Origin of the sequence: Serratia sp. CY27727 (assembly GCF_052169275.1) — a bacterium.
In the GTDB taxonomy this organism is placed as follows: Bacteria; Pseudomonadota; Gammaproteobacteria; order Enterobacterales; family Enterobacteriaceae; genus Serratia; species Serratia sarumanii.
On sequence record NZ_JBJNLB010000013.1, the window covers coordinates 23,517 to 42,898 of the forward strand.

Below are 19,382 nucleotides of genomic sequence, written 5' to 3' on the forward strand. Positions count from 1 at the left end.
CAGCGGAAAAGCGGCGGCTTTGGTCTGCCTGACATTCGGTTTGCCCTGCGTGTCATTTTGCCGTGACGGAAGGATAAACCGCGGCCGGCGGGCGCCGGCCGGGAGGGATCACGAGCTTAGGGTTGCCAGACGGGTGGCGAAGCCGAGGAACAGCAGGCCGATCAGGCCGTTGCCGAGCTTCGCCAGGCCTTTCTTGTGATTGAAGAAATGCGCCAGCATCGCGCCGGAGAAGATCAGCGTGCTCATGTAGATAAAGCTGACGGCTTCGAGGATCAGCGCCAAAATGGTGAACGACAGTCCGGTGTGCGCGTAGTTGAAGTCGATGAACTGCACGAAGAACGACACGTAAAACAAGATAGCTTTCGGGTTGGTCAGGCTCAGCGTCAGCGATTTGCGCAGAATGCTGTGGCCGCCTTCAATCTGCTGCTGTTGCGCCTGCGCCTTCTGCACGAAGGTGGCGTAGAGGATTTTTGCGCCGAGGAACAGCAGGTAAATCGCGCCGAGAAAACGCACCAGGGTAAACAGGAACGGCGTGGTGCGGATCAGCGAAGCCACGCCGATATAGGCGCAGAAGATCAGGATCGCATCGCCGATGAACACGCCGAGCGCCGCGGTGTAGCCGGCGCGCACGCCGCGCGATACGCCGGTTTTCAGTACGTACAGCGTATTCGGCCCCGGCAGAATGATAATGAAGACCACCCCGGCCAAATAGGTCCATAAATTCAGGACGCCAAAACTCTCTAACACAATAACCTCTCCATGCGCGCAACTAACAGGCAAAAACACTGGCCACGCCCGTGACCGGCCGCGATCCTAACGCTGTGCAACCGGGTTGGCAACGTAATAAACTTCATGTTGTTGGTTAAAAATTGTCGAAACATTGTTGAAAACGTCGGCGCCGAATTAAAAAGCAAGAGCCGACGTGTTTCGCCAACGGCCCGTCACTATGCTGGTTAACATCGAAACCGCAGTGAGGAACGGATGATGAAAAACGTAATCGACAGCGCCGACCCGCGCTGGCTGGCGATCGTCAGCCGCGATAAACACGCCGACGGCCGCTTTATCTATGCGGTGAAAACCACCGGCGTGTATTGCTCGCCTTCTTGCCCGTCACGCCAGCCGAACCGGCAAAACGTGGAACTGTTCGACGATGCCGAGCAGGCGGAGGCGGCGGGTTATCGGCCCTGCAAACGCTGCCGCCAGGGGCTGACGCCGTTGACAGAGCAGCATGCGCGGCAGATAGCCGAGGCCTGCCGCTATATCGAACGGGCGGAGAAAGCGCCGTCGCTGCAGGCGCTGGCGCGTCACGTCGGGTTGAGCCAATACCATTTCCACCGGCTGTTCAAAGCGATCACCGGCCTGACGCCGAAAGGCTATGCCGACGCGCAGCGCAGCCAGCGCTTGCGCACCGGTCTTACGCAGCAGGAGACGGTGACCGACGCGATTTTCGACGCCGGCTATGGCGCCAACGGCCGCTTCTACCGGCAAGCCAACGCCGCGCTCGGCATGACGCCGAAGGCCTACCGGGCGGGCGGCAAAGGCATGCGCATCCATTTCGCCGTCGGGCGCTGTTCGCTGGGTGAGATCCTGGCGGCGCAGAGCGAGGTGGGCATCTGCGCCATTCTGCTGGGGGACGATGCGCAGCGGTTGGTGCAGGATCTGCAGGACAAGTTCCCTAATGCCGAGCTGATCGGCGGCGATGCGCAGTATGAAGCGCTGATGGCGCAGGTGGTGGGGTTGATTGAAGCGCCGGAGAACGGGTTGGCGCTGCCGCTGGATATTCGCGGCACCGCGTTTCAACAGCGGGTCTGGCAAGCGCTGCAGACGATACCGGTCGGCGAAACTGTCAGCTATGCCGACATCGCCCGGCGCATCGGCGCGCCCAAAGCGGTGCGCGCGGTGGCCGGCGCCTGCGCCGCCAACGTGCTGGCGGTGGCGATCCCCTGTCACCGGGTGGTGCGCAACGACGGCGCTTTGTCCGGCTATCGCTGGGGCGTCGAGCGCAAGAAAGCCTTGCTGGAAAAAGAGGCGCAGCGATGAGCCGCTCGCTGGCGGCGCGGCTGGCCGAATTGGACTGGGCGGCGATTGAACGCGAACTCGATGCGCAGGGCTGTGCGCGGTTGCCTGGCGTGCTCAGCCAAGACCTGTGCCGCGAGCTGGCGGCGCTCTACCCGCACGATGCGCACGATGCGCACTTCCGCAGCCGCATCGTGATGGCGCAGCACGGTTTTGGCCGCGGCGAGTACCGCTATTTCGCCTATCCGCTGCCGCTTCCGGTGGCCGAGGCGCGCAGCCTGATGTATGCGCGGCTGGCGCCGGTGGCCAACCGCTGGAATACCTTATTGGGCCTGGCGGCGCGCTATCCCGCCGAACACGAAGCCTACCTGGCCGAATGCCACCGGGCCGGCCAACGGCGGCCGACGCCGCTGCTGTTGCGTTACGAAGCGGGGGATTACAACTGCCTGCATCAGGATCTGTACGGCGAGCGGGTGTTTCCGCTGCAAGTGGCGTTTTTGCTCTCCGCACCCGAACGGGACTTCACCGGCGGCGAATTCGTGTTGACCGAACAGCGGCCGCGGATGCAGAGCCGGCCGGAGGTGGTGCCGCTACAGCAGGGCGACGCGGTGGTGTTCGCCGTGCATCATCGCCCGATGGCGGGGGCTAAAGGCTATTATCGGGTCAATCTGCGCCACGGCGTCAGCCGGGTACGTTCCGGCCAACGCCACACGCTGGGGGTGATCTTTCACGACGCGCTATAGCTTGCGCGCCAGCAGGGTGGCGAAGCGCAGCGAGATGCGGTTGCCGGCGGCGTCGGTCTTATGCAACTGGCCGACGTCCTCGTTGTATTTGAGGATCTCCCAGTCGCGATAATAATGCTGCAGCTCACCCGGGCTGAAGGTAAACGGAAACGGCAGCGGGCAGGGATAATCCTCGGTATCCATCGCCGCCACGATCAGGTTATGGCCGCCGCGAACGGTGCTGTCCTGCATGTTTTGCACGATAGGCGGAATTTGCTGGCGCTCGAGGAACATCATCACCACGGTGGACAGGATGAAGTCGTATTCGCCGCTGAAGCGGTGGGTATTGAGATCCTGCACTCCGGCGCTCAGGCGGGTCAGCTGTTCGGCGTCGATGATCTGATTGAGGCGGTCTATCGACGGCGCGTGCTTGTCCCAGGCGGTGACGTCGAAACCCTTCAGATTGAGATAGAGCGAATTGCGGCCGCCGCCGCAGCCCAGATCCAGCGCCTTACCCGGCGCGATGCGCGCCGCCGCCTCGATCACTTCGGAGTGGGTGCGCGTCAGTTCGTATTTCTTGTGGTAGTAATCTTCCGGCGTGCAGTAAAACGCCAGCCGGCAGGTCATATCGTCCGAGAAGGAAACGATGCGGTGCCACTGCTGCGGAGCGATAAACGGCGGCTGGCTTTCGGGGCTGAACTGCCAGGTCTCGGTGGTGGCGCCGTCCTCGGTCATCATGGCGAACGTCAGGCTGCCGCTCAGTACGGTGAGCTTCGCCCAGGTGCCGCTCTGGGTGTTGTGGCGCTGGCGGAAGGCCTCCGGCAGCGTGTCGCTGTTCCATTCCGGCAGGGTTTTATAGCAAAGCAGCTGCTGCTCCATAAGGGGCTCCTCTGGCTGGGCAAGCAAAGTGATTTATATGATGTATATAAAATACATCTTTATCGAGCGTTTGAACATAGCGGCCTGACGGAAAGGCGTGGCATATCTTTATACTGGATTGTGCGCGGCGGCTGGGCTAATTTCAGTGCTGTTCATGTCATCACGTTCAGGGAAAAGATGCCGATACCTCGTTTATTCCACCCGATATCCTTCCGTTTGCTGAGCCTGGCCGCGCTGCTGGCGCTGGCGGGCTGTACCAGCAAAACCACCACCACGGCGCCGACGGCGCGCCCCGCCGATGTCAAAGCCCGGCTGCTGACGCTGATCCCGGCCAACGCCGGCGATCGTCAGGGCTGGGCCACCGATATTACCGCCGCCTTCGCCGCGCAGGGCATCGAGCCGAGCGATGAGAACCTGTGTTCGGTGCTGGCGGTGACCGAACAGGAGTCGACGTTCCGGGCTAACCCGCAGGTGCCGGGGCTGCCGAAGATCGCCTGGAAGGAGATCGACCGCCGCGCCGATCAGATGCACATCCCGAACTTTTTGGTACACACCGCGTTGAAGATCTCGTCGTCGAACGGCCAGAGCTACAGCGAGCGGCTCGATAAGGTGCGCACCGAGAAGGATCTGAGCGATATCTTCGATGACATGATCGACCGCGTGCCGATGGGGCAGAAGCTGTTCGGCCATTTAAACCCGGTACATACCGGCGGCCCGATGCAGGTGAGCATCGCCTTCGCCGAGGCGCACGCCAAAGGGTACCCTTATCCGGTCGACGGCTCGATTCGCCGCGAAGTTTTCAGCCGGCGCGGCGGTATGTACTTCGGTATTATGCATTTGCTGGGATACCCGGCCGATTACAGCAGGCCGATTTATCGCTTTGCCGACTTCAACGCCGGCTGGTACGCCAGCCGCAACGCGGCGTTCCAAAATGCGGTCAGCCGGGCGAGCGCCATTCCGCTGGCGCTGGACGGTGATCTTATCGACTTCGGCAGCGACAAGCCCGGCTCGACCGAGCTGGCGGTGCGCACGCTCGGCAAGCGCTTGAACATGAGCGACAGCGCCATTCGCCGGGCGCTCGAGAAAGGCGAGACGGCCGACTTTGCCGACACCGATCTGTATAAGAAGGTCTTTGCGCTGGCGGGCGGCAAGCTGCCGCGCGAGATGCTGCCGGGCATCCAGCTGGAAAGCCCGAAAATCACCCGCAAGCTGACCACCGCTTGGTTCGCCAAGCGGGTGGATGAACGCCGCCAGCGCTGCATGGCGCGCGCCGGCGGGTAACCCAAAAGAAAACGCCGCCGGTGGCCTGAAACCACCGGCGGCGCGATCGCGCATCAGGCGCTGCGGCGCGGGTTGGTCAGGCCGAAGTTAAAGCTGTTGCAGCGGTTGCAGAACTCTTTCATCACCGGCGGCGTGTCCATCATCGGCACTTTCACCTCGATAAACGCCAGCCGATCCTGCCGCGAGGCGTGTTCCAGGGCCATTTCCAGCTGTTGTGTGGTTTCCACCGCCACGCTGAACGGCTGCGCCTGGGTATTCAATACCGCCGGTAGTTTGGCGTAGTCCCACGGGCCGATGTCGTTGTAGGACGAGTTTTCGCCGAGGATATAACGCTCGATGGTGTAACCGTCGTTGTTGATCAGGAAGATGATCGGCTTTTGCTCGCAGCGCAGCAGGGTAGACACTTCCTGCGCGGTGAGCTGGAAGGAGCCGTCGCCGATGAACAGCAGGTGACGGCGCTCAGGGGCCGCCATCAGGGTGCCGAGCAGCGCCGGCAGGGTGTAGCCGATCGAGCCCCAGATCGGTTGGTTGACCACCTTGACGCCGCCCGGCATGCGCATGCCGCCAATGGCGGCGCCCGAGGTGCCGTTTTCCACCACCACCACGTCATCCGCCCGGATAAATCGCTGGATCCGTTGCCACAGATAGGCCTGGTCGATGGGGGCGTCGCTCGGCGTCGCCAGCTTTTCACGCGGATCGGGCAGCGGCGCCAGGGGCTGTACCGGCGCGTCTTCGCTCAGATCCAGCAGCGCCTGCAGCAGATCCGCCGTCGCCACCGCCGGATAGGAGGTGTTGTCCAGCTTCAGCGAGAACGGCTGGATATCTACCTGAGCGGCGGCGGGAATTTGCTGCGAGAAATAGCCGGTGGTGGAGTCCACCAGACGCACGCCGAAGCTCAGCACGCAGTCCGAGTGGGCCATGCGTTCATACAGTTCGGGGCGCGACAGGTTGCCGCTGTAGCCGCCCATCCAACCGGCGGTATCTTCCGGAATAATGCATTTGGCGGTCGGCATATTGGTCAGCGGAATGGCAAAGCGATGAGCGACCTCGATCACCAACCGCTGCAGCTGATAGCGATCCACCATTTGGTCGACCAACATGATCGGGCGCTGTGCGCGTTTTATTTTGGTTAACAGCGCCATCGCCGCTAATTGCACATTGTATTTATCGCTGGCCGGCAACTGCGGCGCCGCTGCGGCTGCGGCGATTTCAATTTCGACGTCGCAAATATCGGAAGGCAGCTGTAAATACACCGGTTTCTTCTCTATCCAGGCGCGGGAAATAACGCGCGGAATTTCCTGCGCGGCATTTTCCGGCGTAATCAAGGTTTGAGCAACGGTGAATTGTTTAAAACAGTTCATGACGTTGTCGAAATTGCCGTCGCCCAGAGTATGGTGCAATAGCTGATGATTCTTCATCGCGTGCAGCGGCGGCGTGCCGGCGATGCAGACCACCGGCGAGGATTCGGCATAGGCTCCGGCGATGCCGGACAGCGCGGCCAGATCGCCGACGCCGTAGGTGACGATCAGCGCGCCGGCGCCCTTCATTCGGGCATAGCCGTCGGCGGCGTAGGCGGCGTTCAATTCATTGCAGTTGCCGATAAACGCCAGCCGGTCATCGCTTTCCAGCAGCTCCAGCAGGCTGAGGTTATAGTCGCCGGGCACGCCGTAAATACGATCGACGTTCAGGGCGTGAAGCTGTTGCAGAATGAATGACCCGATAGTTATTTTCATTGATTGCTCCGGATTATTTATCTTTATTTTGTCAGGCGAAAATCAGCAAAAATAAATTGCTGGCGATGTTGTGTCGTTAGCATTAACAGTTATTTAAAGCGTCGGCTTGTTCAAGAGAACGTGGGCAGGCGGTAAACAGGCGGTTTGTATTCGGCGCTTTACGCGATTGGGAAATACATAAAAAGTAGGGTTATCGTGTATTGGGAGGTGGCGGTATTTTTCATTGGCGGTATATCGACAGCAAAGCGGCGGCGCATTGGCATTTATCATGACGCAGGGGGAGTTTACCGGTACTTTTGATGCCGCGTTAAATCCCATTGAGCGACACAACGCTTTTTGCCTGGGAAAGAAAAACCGAAGCTGACGTGAAGGGGGATTTTGGTGATCCGCCGCACGCTTATTTTAAGAAACCATCACGCAACCAATTAAAAGCAAAAAATTAACAACGATCGTTTTTTATTCGTCGGTTTCCGTCAGCTTTGCTTTACGGGGGCGGCGGTGCGCGCCACGTCGGGCCGGCGTTAAAATACGCCGTTGCGGGCGCTAAGATAACGTGGTGGCCATCACATTCCGTGGGAAGTGATACGTAAACTTTTCTCCACGTGCGCGCAGATGGCGTATATCTACCAGAGGGGATGATGTCCCTGCAGTGCTGGTCTGTGAGGGGGTTACGCGATGAAAAGCTATCGACATATTCTGGTACTGATTCACGATGAGCGCGATGGGCTGCCGTTGCTGCGTCAAACGGTGGCGATGGTGCGCGGGTTGCCGATCGCCATCACCGTCGGCCACCTTAACGCCGACTATGCGGAGCTGGAGTACGGCAGCGACGCGCTGGTCAAAGATCGCCAGGCGCAGGAGGTGATCGCCGCCAAGGCGATGCTGAGCCGGTTGGTGAGCGCCGTCGATGCGCCGGTTGCGGTCAAGGAAATCGTCACCATCCGGCGCTTTAAGGACGTCAACGATTTCATTCATCAGGCCGGCATCGATCTGGTGGTGGTCGGGCACCAAAACCGCCTGTTCGGCCTCTATTCCTCATATTCTCTGGAATTTGTGAACCGTCTCAATGTCGATGTGTTGGTCAAGCATCTTGCCCGCGAGTAGCGTGCGACAAAGCGGACTTTTCCCACGGCTTTGCCGCCTTAAAGGCGATAGCATGCGGATATCGGTACAATTTGTTATGAATTATTGGGCATTTTCCGGCGCTAAACTTAACCAAAGCACAACGGGCGTTGGATAAATTAGATACAGCTTGATCTTGCCTGGGCTATCGGTAAAAATCTGCGGCCGTATTTTTACAGGAGCTTTACGATGTTTCTCAAACGGACTCTTTTGGCATGTTCTCTGGCGTTGATATTTCCTGCACTGCCTTCTTACGCTGAGGTTGGTACAGAAAGTGGCAATACCGCGCAGGCTGAAAAACCGGGTGTATGGCAGCGTTTTACCGATAACGTGGCGGAGACCTGGAACAACTCGCCTAACCACGATCTCTATATCCCGGCCATTACCTGGCACAACCGTTGGACTTACGATGATGAACATATCGATAAGTACAACGAACGCCCGTGGGGCGCCGGTTACGGCATCTCCCGCTACGACAGCGACGGCGACTGGCACGGCATCTACATCATGGCGTTCAAGGACTCCTTCAACAAGTGGGAGCCGATCGGCGGCTACGCCTACGAGAAGATCTGGCGCCCGCTGGATGACAAGGATTTCCGCCTGGGGCTGGGTTTCACCGCCAGCGTCACCGCGCGCGACAACTGGAAATACATTCCCATCCCGGCGCCGCTGCCGCTGGCCTCTATCGGCTATCAGCGGCTGACGTTCCAGGCGACCTACATTCCCGGCACCTATAACAACGGCAACGTGTTCTTTGCCTGGCTGCGCTGGCAGTTCTAAACTTCCTGAATTCCGAAAAACGGCGCGGCGGCGAGATTAAAGGAACTTGTCGCCGCCGGCGGCGTCGGAAGGGTATCCCGGCGCGCTGCGCCGATTGCATGCCGTTATTACAGGAGTTTCACCACTATGATCACCAAACATCGTTTACTGCTGGCTTTGGCGCTGTCCGCTACCCTGGCCAGCGGCGCCACCCAGGCCGCCGGGCTGATGGATTCCCTCAGCAGCGCGGCGGGCGAACTGAGCAAGTCGGGCGGCGACAGCAGCGGCGGCATGTCGCTCTCCTCGTTGACCGGCCTGCTGAACGGTGGCGACAAGGCGTTGAGCTCCAGCAGCATGACCAATGCCGCCGGCATCCTGCAGTACTGCGTGAAAAACAACGTGCTGTCGGCTAACGGCGCCGAAGGGGTGAAAGATCAGCTGCTCAGCAAGCTGGGCATCACCAGCACCGAAAACGCCAAGAGCCAGGATTATCAGCAGGGCCTGGGCGGCTTGCTGCAGACCGGCGAAGGCAAGAGCCTGGATCTGAACAGCCTGGGCACCTCGCAGATCACCGAGAAGGTGAAGCAAAAAGCCTGCGATCTGGTGCTGAAACAGGGCAAATCCTTTATTTCATGATAAGCGAACGGCGGAGCGCTCCGCCGTTCTTTTTTGCATAAGCTGGAAAAATGAAAAAAACGTTGATGCTTTCCCTGCTGGCAGGGATGACGATGTTGCAGGGGTGTTCCGTGAAATCCAACGATGCGCCACCGCCGCCGCAGGTGAAACCGATCGGCATGGCGAACCCGGCCGACGTGTACTGCACCCAAATCGGCGGCAAGCTGAACGCCAAAGAGAACGCGGCGGGCCAGTATTCCACCTGTACCTTGCCGAGTGGGCAGGAAATTGAAAGCTGGGAGCTGTTCCGCCGCGATCATCCGGTGAAAAAGTAACCCTCGCGGCGCCGGCTTTTCCGCCCGGCGCCCGATCAGAATTGGCGATCCCCTATCGACTGCAGCTGCAGGCTGCCGTCCTTTTGTAGCGTCAGCGGCATGCGCCAATCGCGCTGTTTATCCAGGTTGAACGGCCGGGAGCGGAACATGCAGCCGGTCTTGATGTTCTTGATTTTCATCACGTGTTCCGCGTCCGCATTGATTTTCACCTCGAAGCTGCCGGCGGGCGGAATAAAGACTTCCGCCAGCTGCTGCGGCGCCGTCGGCGTTTCCAGCTTGACCAGCACCGCAAAATCGTTGCCCTGATTATCCAGCGTCAGCCGATGCAGACCGGCCGTGGGCAGCCGCGTCGGCTGATGCAGATAACCCGCTGAGGCGGGCCACGGCTGCCCGGCATTGTCATGCAGCGGCCCGCCGCACTGTTCACGCGCCTCGCGCAGCGGCATTTCGCGCTTTATTGCGCGGTTGTAATCGGCGGGGGCGGCGAGGCTGAACTCGTCGTCATATTGGTGGGCGCGCAGATAGCGCTTGGCGCCGAGCACCCCAACGGCGACCAGCATGAAGAACAAAAATATCCTCAGGCGATTTTTGAAAATCAGCCCGAACAGCTTCCCGGGGAGTTGAAACAGCCACCTTGCGATCGTCAATAACATCGTTTTCCCTTAGCGTCCAAGCCGTTACGTCTGCGGTAACTTCGCTTGCCTCAGTATAGCCAACATCCCGCAGGCGAAAATCCTGCCCGGCGATTTTTCTTTCGCTCACGGTTGTACGTTTATGTTTGTTTGTGTACATTTGTGATCACTTTAGCGTCACCGGATTAACACGATGTCCAAACTGCTACCGAATGAGCGCCACCAGGCCATTCTCGACACGCTTCGCCAACAGGGGCGGGTGCTGGCGCTGGAGATGGCGCAGCGGCTGAATACCACCGAAGCCACCATCCGCCGCGATCTGCGCCAGCTGGCGGCGCAGAATCTGTGCAAACGCATCTATGGCGGCGCGCTGGCGCCGACGCCGGCCGAAGGCCCCGTTGCGGCGCGCATGGCGCTCAGCGGCGATGAGAAGCTGGCGCTGGCGCAGACCGCGCTGGGGTTGATCGGTGAAGAACAACTGATCTTCCTCGATGCCGGCAGCACCCATCTGTATCTGGCGGATCTGTTGCCGCGCGATCGGCGTTTGACGGTGGTGACCAATGCGTTGAGCATCGCCGGCAAAATGCTGGGACGGCCGGGGCTCCGCACCATTCTGATCGGCGGCGAACTGGATGCGCAGGTTGGCGGCTGCGTGGACGCCAAAGCGGCGGAAGAGATAGACGGTTTCCATTTCGATCTGGTATTCACCGGCATCTGCGCCTACGACCCGGACGGCGGCTTTTCCGCGCTGAGCTACCAGGATGCCACGTTCAAAAAGCGGCTGCTGACGCGTGCCGGCAGCGTGGCGGTGCTGTGTACCTGCGATAAGCTCAATACCTACGCCCCTTACCCCTTCCTGCCCGCCGGGCGGGTGGATCATCTGGTGACGACGCGCGGCGCGCACCCGCAGCTCGAGCTGCAGGTGGCGCAGGGCGGCGGCCAGGTTTGGCACAGCGATTTACCGACCGGAGAATGATGATGAAAATAGCCCATGTAGCCCTGTGGACCCGCGACATCGACGCGCAGCTGGCGTTCTGGCAGCGCTATTTCAACGCTGAGGCGGGCGAGGAGTATGTCAGCCGCAACCGGCCGGGGTTTGTTTCCCGCTTCGTCAGCCTGGCGGCCGGGCCGACGCTGGAGATCATGCGCGTGCCGACGCTGTTGCCGGCGCAGGCCCAGGAAGAGCGGGTGGGCTGGGCGCACATCGCGCTGTCGCTGGGGGATGAGCGGCAGGTCGATCGGTTGGCGCAGCGCGCGCAGCAGGAGGGCATCCTGCAGTCCGCGCCGCGCTGGACCGGCGACGGCTTCTACGAGGCCGTCATCCGCGATCCGGACGGCAACGCGATTGAAATCACCGCCTGATCACTCCTCTTCGATGCTGGTGAACTGCTCGCCCAGATAATCGAGCAGCAGCCTTACCGCCGGCAGCAGCCCGCGGCGCGACGGGTAAACCGCATGCACCACGCCGCCCTGCGGCTGCCAGCCGGGCAGCAGCTGGACCAGTTCGCCGCGCAGCATGTCGTCGCGCATCATCATCGCCGGCAGCTGAACGATGCCGGCGCCGGCGATGGCGGCGGTGCGCAGCATCAGCATGTCGTCGGTGACCAGCCGCGGCGTGTGTTCCCACTCCACCCGTTCACCCTGCGGGCCGGTCAGCCGCCATTGGTGCTGAGCGCGCGCGGGGCCGAGATCGAGCGTCGGGTATTTACGCAGGTCTTCCGGCGCGTGCGCCGGCCCGAGGGTGCGCACCAGCGCCGGGCTGGCGGCGACGCACCAGGTGCGCTGCGCCAGGATCTTCAGCACCAGATCGCTGTCTTCCAGCGGCGGCGGCCGCACGCGGATCGCCAGATCCAACCCTTCCCCCACCACGTCCACCCGGCGGTTGGTCGCTTCCAGATGCACCGTCACCTTCGGATAGTCGGCCATAAAGGCCGCCACCATGCTGCCGACGCGGGTGTGCAGGATCGCCACCGGGCAGGACATGCGCACCGTGCCGCAGGGCTCGGCGCGCGTCTGTTCGATCGCCTGCTGCGCCGCTTCCGCTTCCACCAGCATCGCCTTGCAGTGCGCGTAATAGTTTTGGCCGACCTCGGTCACCGAGAAACGCCGCGTCGAGCGCTGGATCAGGCGCACGCCCAGGCGCTCTTCCAGCAGCGCCACGCGGCGGCTGAGCTTGGATTTGGGAATGCCCAGCGCCCGGCCGGCGGGGGCGAATCCCTGGTGATCGACCACGCTGGCGAAGAAAAACAGATCGTTCAGATCGGTCAGCATCCTATCCCTTATCGTTCTACCAGTAGAACGCTGAGTGTACATCTTGCCTACTACTGCAGCAAACCCCGACGGATTAAACTTCTGCCATCAACTTAAGGCCGTGAGGCCTGAAACGGGAGTTCAAGATGAAAAAAATCCTCGGTATTCACAACAGCCCGGAAGCACATTGGGTCGGTAACGGTTTCCTGGTGAATTCGCTGTTCTCTTATAACGATTTGGGGGCGGAAATGAGCCCGTTCCTGCTGCTGGATCACGCGGCGCCAACCAAATTCCGCTCTGCCTCCGGCACCCGCGGCGTGGGTCAGCATCCGCATCGCGGGTTTGAAACGGTGACCATCGTCTATCAGGGCGAAGTGGAACACCGCGACTCGACCGGCAGCGGCGGGGTGATTGGCCCCGGCGACGTCCAGTGGATGACCGCCGCCTCTGGCATTCTGCATGAAGAGTTCCATTCGCGGGACTTTTCGCGCAAGGGCGGCACCATGGAAATGGTGCAGCTGTGGGTCAATCTGCCGGCCAAGGACAAAATGGCCGAGCCGGGTTACCAGACGCTGCTGAACGCCGATATTCCGGTGGTTCCGCTGGCGGACGGCGCCGGGCAGGTGCGGGTGATCGCCGGGGACTTCGGCGGCCACGCCGGCCCGGCACGCACCTTTAGCCCGCTCAACGTGTGGGATATGAAGCTGAATGCCGGCCACACCACCACGCTGACGGTGAAAGAAGGCCATACGCTGGCGTTGGTGATGCTGCACGGCGCGATCCTGGTCAACGGCGAAGAGGTGGTGCGCGAAACCCAAATGGTGCGTTTCGACCGGGCGGGGGATGCGATCACTATCGAAGCCAACAACGACGTCGCGCTGCTGGTGCTGAGCGGCGAACCGATCGATGAGCCTATCGTCGGCTACGGCCCGTTCGTCATGAACAGCGACGCGGAAATCCAGCAGGCGTTCCGCGACTTCAACAGCGGCAAGTTCGGCAGCATGAACGCCGAAGCGAGCGCCGGCTGACCGCAGGCGCCCGAGCCGGGAAGCGTTCCCCGGCTCAGGCGCTACACTTAGACCTCAGCGCCCCGTCCCTGCGGCGGGGCGCTTCATCCGCAACATCAACCCCCACAGGAGTAAAACCATGACTGCAAACTACAAACGCCTCGACAAGGACCAGGCCGCCGTATTGCTGGTGGATCATCAGGCAGGGCTGCTTTCGCTGGTGCGCGATATCGATCCCGATCGGTTTAAAAACAACGTGCTGGCGCTGGGTGATTTAGCGAAGTACTTCAATCTGCCGACCATTCTGACCACCAGTTTCGAAAACGGCCCCAACGGCCCGCTGGTGCCGGAACTGAAGGCCCAATTCCCCGATGCCCCGTTCATTCCCCGCCCCGGCCAAATCAACGCCTGGGACAACGACGACTTCGTCAACGCAGTGAAAGCCACCGGCCGCAAGCAGCTGATCATCGCCGGCGTGGTGACCGAAGTGTGCGTGGCATTCCCGGCGCTGTCGGCGCTCAATGAAGGCTTTGAGGTCTTTGTGGTGACCGACGCCTCCGGCACCTTCAATGAGCTGACGCGTCAGTCGGCCTGGAGCCGTATGGAAGCCGCCGGCGCGCAGCTGATGACCTGGTTCGGCGTCGCCTGCGAGCTGCACCGCGACTGGCGCAACGACATCGAAGGTCTGGGCACGCTGTTCTCCAACCATATCCCGGACTACCGCAATCTGATGACCAGCTATAACACGCTGACAAACGGTAAGTAACGCGATAGATGGGCAGTATTCCCTGCCCATCATTTGTCGCTGGATTCTGTATAAGTACCAATAATGGTTCACTCGCTATAAATTCCCATCTGTTAATACTTATCTCTTTTTTATTGTGATCGGCTGTAGGTCTTCGTGTTCCTATTTTGATTAAGGCTATTTGTTCTGCTATATAACTAATAATTAATGCTAATTCTATTAAATATTGACGGAGTTCTATTTAAGAACACCGCTTTGTTGCAAGAAAAGCACTTTTAAACGTGTGATTTAAGACTACAGCGATTTAACACAGCAGAGGGATGGTTGATGAATGCATTCAGAGATAAGCTTAAGGCCCATGTTCTTCATGTGGCCTCTGTTGGCCAGCATTGCAATACTGAGGAAACGACTAAGCAGGCATTAATTTTGCCGTTATTAGAAACCTTAGGCTTTCATCCGTATGACCCCACTAAGGTGAAGGCAGAGTATGGTGCTGATTTTCCAGGTGTTAAGGTGGGTGAGCGCGTTGATTACGCCCTTTTTTGCCATGCGGTTCCCGTCATGTTCATCGAGGCGAAGTCTTTCAATCAAAATCTGTCAAACCATAGTCCCCAGCTATCTCGCTATTTTAATGCGACACCAGAGGTCACGGTTTCTGCAATAACTAATGGAAAAGAATGGCGATTTTTCACCGATCTGAAAGATAAGAACATCATGGATGATTCGCCATTCCTGAAAATAGATTTTAATAATCTAAACGATTCTGATATTGATCAGCTTTATAGATTTAGACACGACCAATTTCAGCCTGAAGCGCTGCGAACGTTAGCTGAAGAAAGTATCTATCTGACTTCATTTACAAAAACTATCAGCGCCAGCCTTCGAGACGTTGATTCAGATTTTGTTCGTTATGTGGCAAGTCGCTCTAACGTTCAGCGTCAGCTAAACCAACGTTTTTTGGACACAATAACGCCATTGGTTCGTTTGGCTGTTGAAAAAGCAGTGAGTGCGATGGTCGTTTCTGGCCTGTCAGTGACGTCGGAAAATGTTGTAGCGTCTGAATCCTCAGATGAAGGTGAAACGCAAAACAGACCCGACCCGCTTGCCCCGATCGTTGACCCCGAGAATAGTAAAATAGTGACTACATTTGCAGAAAGGTGCCTGTTTGACAATGTGGCGATGATCTTGGGCACTGAGGCAGAGCTGGTTGCGAAAGATACCGAAAGCTATTACAGCATCCTCTTTCAAGGGAAGACGACGCGTTGGATTCTGCGTTATTTCGACAATAAGCAACGCCCAACCATTTTGCTTCCGCTTGAGATAGACGATGCCAGGCAGGCTGAGATAACTCGCGCCGGCCTGGAGTTGGCAGCAGGGGGGCATATCATTATCGACCGCCCGGAAAATATTTTGCGGCTAACGGGGTTGATCGTTGATTCTTACCAATATTGTATTAATGACGAAAACTTTAGGCAGAAGAGAAAAGATAAGCAGGAAAGCTAGCCTGTATCCCCATTAAGTGGTTGATTGGAAAATTAAAGCCTTCCACACAGGGTTGTATGCGCCGTGTGGAAGGATGGAAAAATCGGAGTGCTTCCAAATCTTCTGTTTTCATTAAGTTAGACGCGGGATGTAAGCAAAACGTAGCGGGGCGAAAAGGTAGCGAAAAGCGGCTTTCTCATTAGCCGGGAGCGGGGTAGCGTAATCCCGAACCCGGCAAATGAGGCTAATTCAATGAAACAAGCAATCAAGATCCTGGCGCTGCCCTGCATGGGCATGGCGCTGTTGTTCAGCGCGAGCGCGATATCTGCCCCCGAGGCGCCTGCGGCCAAAGCGGTGCCGCCCGCGGCGGATGAGCCGATGCGCATGCCGCCTTTCCCGGGCGGCCACCCGCCCAAGCCGGGGTTCTGCCACGGCGGCGAACTGTTCTGCGCCACCTCGGTCAGCGACAATCCGGTGGAAACCATCAATAAACTGACGGCGGTGATCCCGGCGGGCAGCGCCAAGCATTACGAGGTGCGCGTCGCGGTGGTCGCCGTGCCGGACGCCCCGCCTGCGCGTTAACGGGCCGTCATCCCGCTCTGGTTCGCACGCTCAAGGCGCGTTAGGCTAAGGCGTGCGTTTAACGGGAGGCGGAATGACCCCTTTATCACCATTGCCCTATCTCCAGCCCGGCGATCGCGCGCTGTTGTTCGACGGCGAATGCAATCTGTGTCACGGGCTGGTGAGGTATCTTATTCGCGCCGATCGGCAGCGGTGCATTCTGTTGGCGACGGTGCAATCCGTCGAAGGGCAGGCGATCCTGCAGGCGTTGGGGCTGCCGACCGATCGTTTCGATTCCGTGGTCTATGTTGAGCAGGGGCGCTATTGGCTGCGTTCGGCTGCGTTGTTCCAGGCGCTGCGCCAATTGGGGTGGCCGTACCGCGTGCTGGCGCTGGCGCGTTACCTGCCGCCGCGGCTGGCGGACAAGGTCTACGACGCGGTCGCCGGCAATCGCTACCGGCTGTTTGGCCGCAACGACGGCACCGGCCTGCCGGGCGCCGATCAGCCCGGGCGCTATCTGCCTCGGCGGCGGGAACCGCCGGCCTGAGCTTTACGCTTCTTTACCATCCAACTGCTTGAAATATCAACATTCCAGCCCCATATAATGGAACGTTCAGCCAACAAGGAGCGCGTATGGGAATCAGTGAAGAAGAGCACATCCGCCGTTTGACCCAGGAGAAGAACGACATGGGCAATACGGCGAAGTGGGTGGCGATCGTTTCCGCCGTATACTTTGCCTTGATGGTGTTTTACGGCCACCCGATCGGCGTGTTGGCGATGTCGGGCGCGGTGTTCATCGTCTCTACCACCACCTGGCTGAAAAAGCGTCAGAAGGTCAAATCTTACCGCATGGCGTTGGCTAAAATCAGCGACGATCAGCCCTGATAGTCGCCGCGCTTTAGCGTATACACCAGGCTCGGCGCCGCGCCGGGCACGTCATCCAGCGTATCCACACGCTGCATGCCGATCTTTTCCAGCACCCGCCACGAAGCCTGATTCTCCGCGCGCACAATGGCGGAAATCTCACCCATCCCCAGCCCGACAAACCCGTATTGCAGTGAAGCCCACGCCATCTCGGTGGCCAGCCCCATGCCCCAGACGCGGGTGTCGAAGCGATAGCCGAGGTTCACGGTGCGCTGCGCGCCGAGCGGTTTCCAGGACAACCCGCCAAACCCGATAACCCAATCCGGCCGTTCGCGCAGGGCGAGCGCCCAGGAGCCGTAGCCGTGTTGCCGCCAGCCGGCGAGCCGCTCCTGCAGCGCCGAAGCGGCCTGCGCCTCGCTGGTGAGCGGGCCGGCGGGGTTGAAGAGCTGGGTTTGCGGATCGCCAAAGATGGCGTAGAAACGTTCGAGGTCCGCCATCACCGGCGGCCGCATCTGCAGGCGTTCGCTGAAGTACGGGGCTGAAGGATTAAAGCTCGGCATCGTTTCTCCCGGCCGGATAAATGAACAGCGTTCACTGTAGTCCAGATCGGCGAAACGGGAAATCCCCCCTCTGCGGGTGAGAGGGGGAGAGAGGCATTACAGGAAGGAATCGTCGTCGTCGTTGTAATCGTCGTCGGCGTAGTCCTGGTCGTCCTGGTAGTTGGCGTTCTGGAAGCCGTTGTCCTGATTCAGGAAGCTGCCGCCGTCGCCGTTGTTGAAGGTATCAAGGTTGTTGGAGGCGTCGAAATTGCGCATCGCGCTGTCGTCCAGCGGCGCCGGGGTTTCTTCGATAATGTTCACGATTTCCTGCGGCTGCGAATGGCGGAACATGCCGGTCAGCATGTCGGCCAATACCACGCCGCCGGCGACGCCCGCCGCCGTTTGCAAGGCGCCTCCCAGGAAGCCGCCGGCGCGTGAAGGCGCCGCCTGCTGCGGTTGGGCGTAGGCTGGCTGCTGCGGCTGCGCGTAGCCCCCCTGCTGCGCGTTGTTCCAGGCCGCCGTATTTTGCTGCTGCGCCTGATACTGTTCACGCGGGCTTGGCGTATTGCGGCTGCCGCCGCCGAACAGGCCGGCCAGGAAACCGCCGCTGCTCTGTTGGCCGTTGGCGGTTTGCTGCAGCTGCGCAACCTGGGCTTCCAGCTCTTTGACCCGCTGGTCCATCTGCTTGAGCGCCGCTTCCTGAATGATCATCGCCTGCGCCATGTAATAAGGGGCGGAAGGCTGCTCGCGAATATGCTGATTGATTTGCTGTTCTGCCTGGAGATCCCGTGGGCCCGTCTTGGTCTCGGCTTCTTTCAGGCGGCCAAACAGACCATCGATAAGGCGTTGTTCTTCGGATTGCATAGGCGTACCTCGGGAGATAAATAACGGTGCTGGATGATCGTTGTCATCGGTAACAATCACCCTAGCGCGTTTACATGAACCAATAAATAATGACGGGTAAACCTGTCTATGAATTTGTTACCAATTACGGCAGCGGGATCAGCATCACCAGCTTCAGGCCGCCGTGCTCCGCCGGGTGGAAGGTGAGCTGGCGATAGCGCAGCGCGCCTTGCTGAGGGTGCTCGAACGCGCGCTCGCCGCCTTCGCGCGCCATCACGTCATGCTGTTTCCACCAGTGATTAAAGTCCGCGCTGTTGTGCGTCATGTTGCGCACGAAGGCGCGCATCTCTTCGGTGTTTTGATGGTGGCTGGTTTCGGCGCGGAATTCGGCCACCACGCGGCGAGCGCGCTCTTCCCAATCGCTGACCAGCGTTTTCGCCAGCGGGTGGAAGAACATGAAGTGCAGTAGGTTGGGGCTGTTGGCCACATCCAGCCAGCCGCTGAACAGCGCCGCTGCCTGCGGGTTCCAGGCGACGACGTTCCAGGTCACGTCCAGCAGGTAACAGGGCACCGTCATCTGGTGCACGCTTTGCAGCACCGCGTCATTGGCGGTTTCGCGGTGCGTTTCCTGATCGGGGTCGGCGACGCGCGCCAGGGTAAACAGGTAGTGGCGTTCGGCGGGGCCGAGCCGCAGCGCCTTGGCGATGCGCGCCAGCGTGAAGGGGGAAATGGACACCTCGCGCCCCTGTTCGATCCAGGTATACCAGGTGGCGCTGATGCCGCTGATTTGCGCCAGCTCTTCGCGCCGCAGGCCGCTGGTGCGGCGGCGTGAGGAACTGGGCAGGCCGAGCATTTCCGGCGTGATGCGTTCGCGGTGTGCGCGCAGAAATGCGCCGAGGGCCTTTGGCCCGGATAAGGCTTCTGATGACATAGCGTGGTACCTATTTATACCAGGATAACTGCTCATATTGTACCCGTATAGTAGCCTGATTATAGT

General features: G+C 59.7%; 24 protein-coding genes. 15 read left to right on the forward strand and 9 right to left on the reverse strand.

Features of this window, described 5'->3' with window-relative positions; genetic code table 11:
• Positions 1 to 108: 108 nt before the first annotated feature.
• Entirely contained in the window at positions 109 to 747 is a 639-nt protein-coding gene (leuE, locus tag ACJ8HB_RS22125; protein ID WP_016928933.1) for a leucine efflux protein LeuE, read from the reverse strand.
• A gap of 237 nt (positions 748 to 984) precedes the next feature.
• On the opposite strand from leuE, the gene ada reads away from it, so the two are divergent.
• The gene (ada, locus tag ACJ8HB_RS22130) at positions 985 to 2,040 is read left to right on the forward strand and encodes a bifunctional DNA-binding transcriptional regulator/O6-methylguanine-DNA methyltransferase Ada (RefSeq protein WP_047569114.1); all 1,056 of its coding nucleotides are present in this window, start codon (positions 985 to 987) and stop codon (positions 2,038 to 2,040) included.
• A complete protein-coding gene (locus ACJ8HB_RS22135; RefSeq protein ID WP_047569111.1) occupies positions 2,037 to 2,759 on the forward strand; it encodes a 2OG-Fe(II) oxygenase in 723 nt (240 codons plus the stop codon). Before ada ends, ACJ8HB_RS22135 begins: the two co-directional genes overlap by 4 nt.
• Here ACJ8HB_RS22135 and tehB read toward each other — a convergent pair.
• A complete protein-coding gene (gene tehB, locus ACJ8HB_RS22140; protein ID WP_047569108.1) occupies positions 2,754 to 3,617 on the reverse strand; it encodes an SAM-dependent methyltransferase TehB in 864 nt (287 codons plus the stop codon). The two genes, ACJ8HB_RS22135 and tehB, sit on opposite strands and share 6 nt — an antisense overlap.
• Positions 3,618 to 3,794: 177 nt before the next feature.
• Between tehB and ACJ8HB_RS22145 the strand changes: the two genes are divergently transcribed.
• Entirely contained in the window at positions 3,795 to 4,898 is a 1,104-nt protein-coding gene (locus ACJ8HB_RS22145; RefSeq protein ID WP_049235153.1) for a DUF1615 domain-containing protein, read from the forward strand.
• 53 nt (positions 4,899 to 4,951) lie between these two features.
• On the opposite strand, the gene ACJ8HB_RS22150 is transcribed toward ACJ8HB_RS22145, so the two are convergent.
• Entirely contained in the window at positions 4,952 to 6,631 is a 1,680-nt protein-coding gene (locus ACJ8HB_RS22150; protein WP_047569106.1) for an alpha-keto acid decarboxylase family protein, read from the reverse strand.
• 675 nt (positions 6,632 to 7,306) lie between these two features.
• Between ACJ8HB_RS22150 and ACJ8HB_RS22155 the strand changes: the two genes are divergently transcribed.
• The 4 genes from ACJ8HB_RS22155 (at position 7,307) to ACJ8HB_RS22170 (ending at position 9,462) form a co-directional block, all read left to right on the forward strand.
• Positions 7,307 to 7,735 (forward strand): universal stress protein, encoded by a 429-nt coding sequence (locus ACJ8HB_RS22155; protein ID WP_047569104.1) that lies wholly within the window; start codon positions 7,307 to 7,309, stop codon positions 7,733 to 7,735.
• A gap of 207 nt (positions 7,736 to 7,942) precedes the next feature.
• Positions 7,943 to 8,533, forward strand: a complete 591-nt coding sequence (pagP, locus tag ACJ8HB_RS22160; protein ID WP_047569101.1) for a lipid IV(A) palmitoyltransferase PagP — start codon at positions 7,943 to 7,945, stop codon at positions 8,531 to 8,533.
• Positions 8,534 to 8,659: 126 nt separating this feature from the next.
• Positions 8,660 to 9,148 carry a DUF2501 domain-containing protein gene (locus tag ACJ8HB_RS22165; protein ID WP_015376789.1) on the forward strand — a complete coding sequence of 163 codons (489 nt, stop codon included), beginning with the start codon at positions 8,660 to 8,662 and terminating at the stop codon, positions 9,146 to 9,148.
• Between the two features lie 50 nt (positions 9,149 to 9,198).
• Entirely contained in the window at positions 9,199 to 9,462 is a 264-nt protein-coding gene (locus ACJ8HB_RS22170; RefSeq protein ID WP_004940597.1) for a putative hemolysin, read from the forward strand.
• Between the two features lie 35 nt (positions 9,463 to 9,497).
• Here the strand turns inward: ACJ8HB_RS22170 and ACJ8HB_RS22175 are convergent, their stop codons facing one another.
• On the reverse strand, positions 9,498 to 10,022 hold the full coding sequence (locus ACJ8HB_RS22175) for a hypothetical protein (RefSeq protein WP_223307172.1): 525 nt from the start codon (positions 10,020 to 10,022) through the stop codon (positions 9,498 to 9,500).
• Complete coding sequence (locus ACJ8HB_RS22180) at positions 9,964 to 10,254, reverse strand: hypothetical protein (RefSeq protein WP_223307171.1); 291 nt, start codon at positions 10,252 to 10,254, stop codon at positions 9,964 to 9,966. Before ACJ8HB_RS22180 ends, ACJ8HB_RS22175 begins: the two co-directional genes overlap by 59 nt.
• Positions 10,255 to 10,287: 33 nt before the next feature.
• On the opposite strand from ACJ8HB_RS22180, the gene ACJ8HB_RS22185 reads away from it, so the two are divergent.
• Together ACJ8HB_RS22185 and ACJ8HB_RS22190 are read left to right on the forward strand one after the other, a co-directional pair.
• The gene (locus ACJ8HB_RS22185) at positions 10,288 to 11,070 is read left to right on the forward strand and encodes a DeoR/GlpR family DNA-binding transcription regulator (protein ID WP_047569099.1); all 783 of its coding nucleotides are present in this window, start codon (positions 10,288 to 10,290) and stop codon (positions 11,068 to 11,070) included.
• 2 nt (positions 11,071 to 11,072) lie between these two features.
• Positions 11,073 to 11,456, forward strand: coding sequence for a VOC family protein (locus tag ACJ8HB_RS22190; RefSeq protein ID WP_033647378.1), 384 nt, complete (start codon positions 11,073 to 11,075; stop codon positions 11,454 to 11,456).
• Here ACJ8HB_RS22190 and ACJ8HB_RS22195 read toward each other — a convergent pair whose 3' ends face one another.
• Positions 11,457 to 12,365: a LysR family transcriptional regulator gene (locus tag ACJ8HB_RS22195; protein WP_033637243.1), complete on the reverse strand. Its 909-nt coding sequence runs from the start codon at positions 12,363 to 12,365 to the stop codon at positions 11,457 to 11,459.
• A 125-nt stretch (positions 12,366 to 12,490) separates the two neighbouring features.
• Between ACJ8HB_RS22195 and ACJ8HB_RS22200 the strand changes: the two genes are divergently transcribed.
• From ACJ8HB_RS22200 to ACJ8HB_RS22225, 6 genes are all read left to right on the forward strand, one after another.
• Entirely contained in the window at positions 12,491 to 13,372 is an 882-nt protein-coding gene (locus tag ACJ8HB_RS22200) for a pirin family protein (RefSeq protein ID WP_047569096.1), read from the forward strand.
• A gap of 118 nt (positions 13,373 to 13,490) precedes the next feature.
• Entirely contained in the window at positions 13,491 to 14,117 is a 627-nt protein-coding gene (gene ycaC / locus ACJ8HB_RS22205; protein WP_033653308.1) for an isochorismate family cysteine hydrolase YcaC, read from the forward strand.
• Positions 14,118 to 14,423: 306 nt separating this feature from the next.
• Complete coding sequence (locus ACJ8HB_RS22210; RefSeq protein ID WP_033653307.1) at positions 14,424 to 15,599, forward strand: type I restriction endonuclease; 1,176 nt, start codon at positions 14,424 to 14,426, stop codon at positions 15,597 to 15,599.
• 231 nt (positions 15,600 to 15,830) lie between these two features.
• Positions 15,831 to 16,160, forward strand: coding sequence for a hypothetical protein (locus tag ACJ8HB_RS22215; protein WP_033647375.1), 330 nt, complete (start codon positions 15,831 to 15,833; stop codon positions 16,158 to 16,160).
• Between the two features lie 73 nt (positions 16,161 to 16,233).
• Complete coding sequence (locus tag ACJ8HB_RS22220) at positions 16,234 to 16,686, forward strand: thiol-disulfide oxidoreductase DCC family protein (protein WP_041033568.1); 453 nt, start codon at positions 16,234 to 16,236, stop codon at positions 16,684 to 16,686.
• Positions 16,687 to 16,772: 86 nt separating this feature from the next.
• Entirely contained in the window at positions 16,773 to 17,024 is a 252-nt protein-coding gene (locus ACJ8HB_RS22225; RefSeq protein WP_033637247.1) for a hypothetical protein, read from the forward strand.
• Here the strand turns inward: ACJ8HB_RS22225 and ACJ8HB_RS22230 are convergent.
• From ACJ8HB_RS22230 to ACJ8HB_RS22240, 3 genes are all read right to left on the reverse strand, one after another.
• Positions 17,015 to 17,563, reverse strand: coding sequence for a GNAT family N-acetyltransferase (locus ACJ8HB_RS22230; protein WP_047569093.1), 549 nt, complete (start codon positions 17,561 to 17,563; stop codon positions 17,015 to 17,017). The two genes, ACJ8HB_RS22225 and ACJ8HB_RS22230, sit on opposite strands and share 10 nt — an antisense overlap.
• A 96-nt stretch (positions 17,564 to 17,659) precedes the next feature.
• Positions 17,660 to 18,406, reverse strand: a complete 747-nt coding sequence (locus ACJ8HB_RS22235; protein ID WP_033637249.1) for a DUF2076 domain-containing protein — start codon at positions 18,404 to 18,406, stop codon at positions 17,660 to 17,662.
• A gap of 124 nt (positions 18,407 to 18,530) precedes the next feature.
• Positions 18,531 to 19,316: a helix-turn-helix transcriptional regulator gene (locus ACJ8HB_RS22240; protein WP_047569090.1), complete on the reverse strand. Its 786-nt coding sequence runs from the start codon at positions 19,314 to 19,316 to the stop codon at positions 18,531 to 18,533.
• Between the last annotated feature and the right edge of the window lie 66 nt (positions 19,317 to 19,382).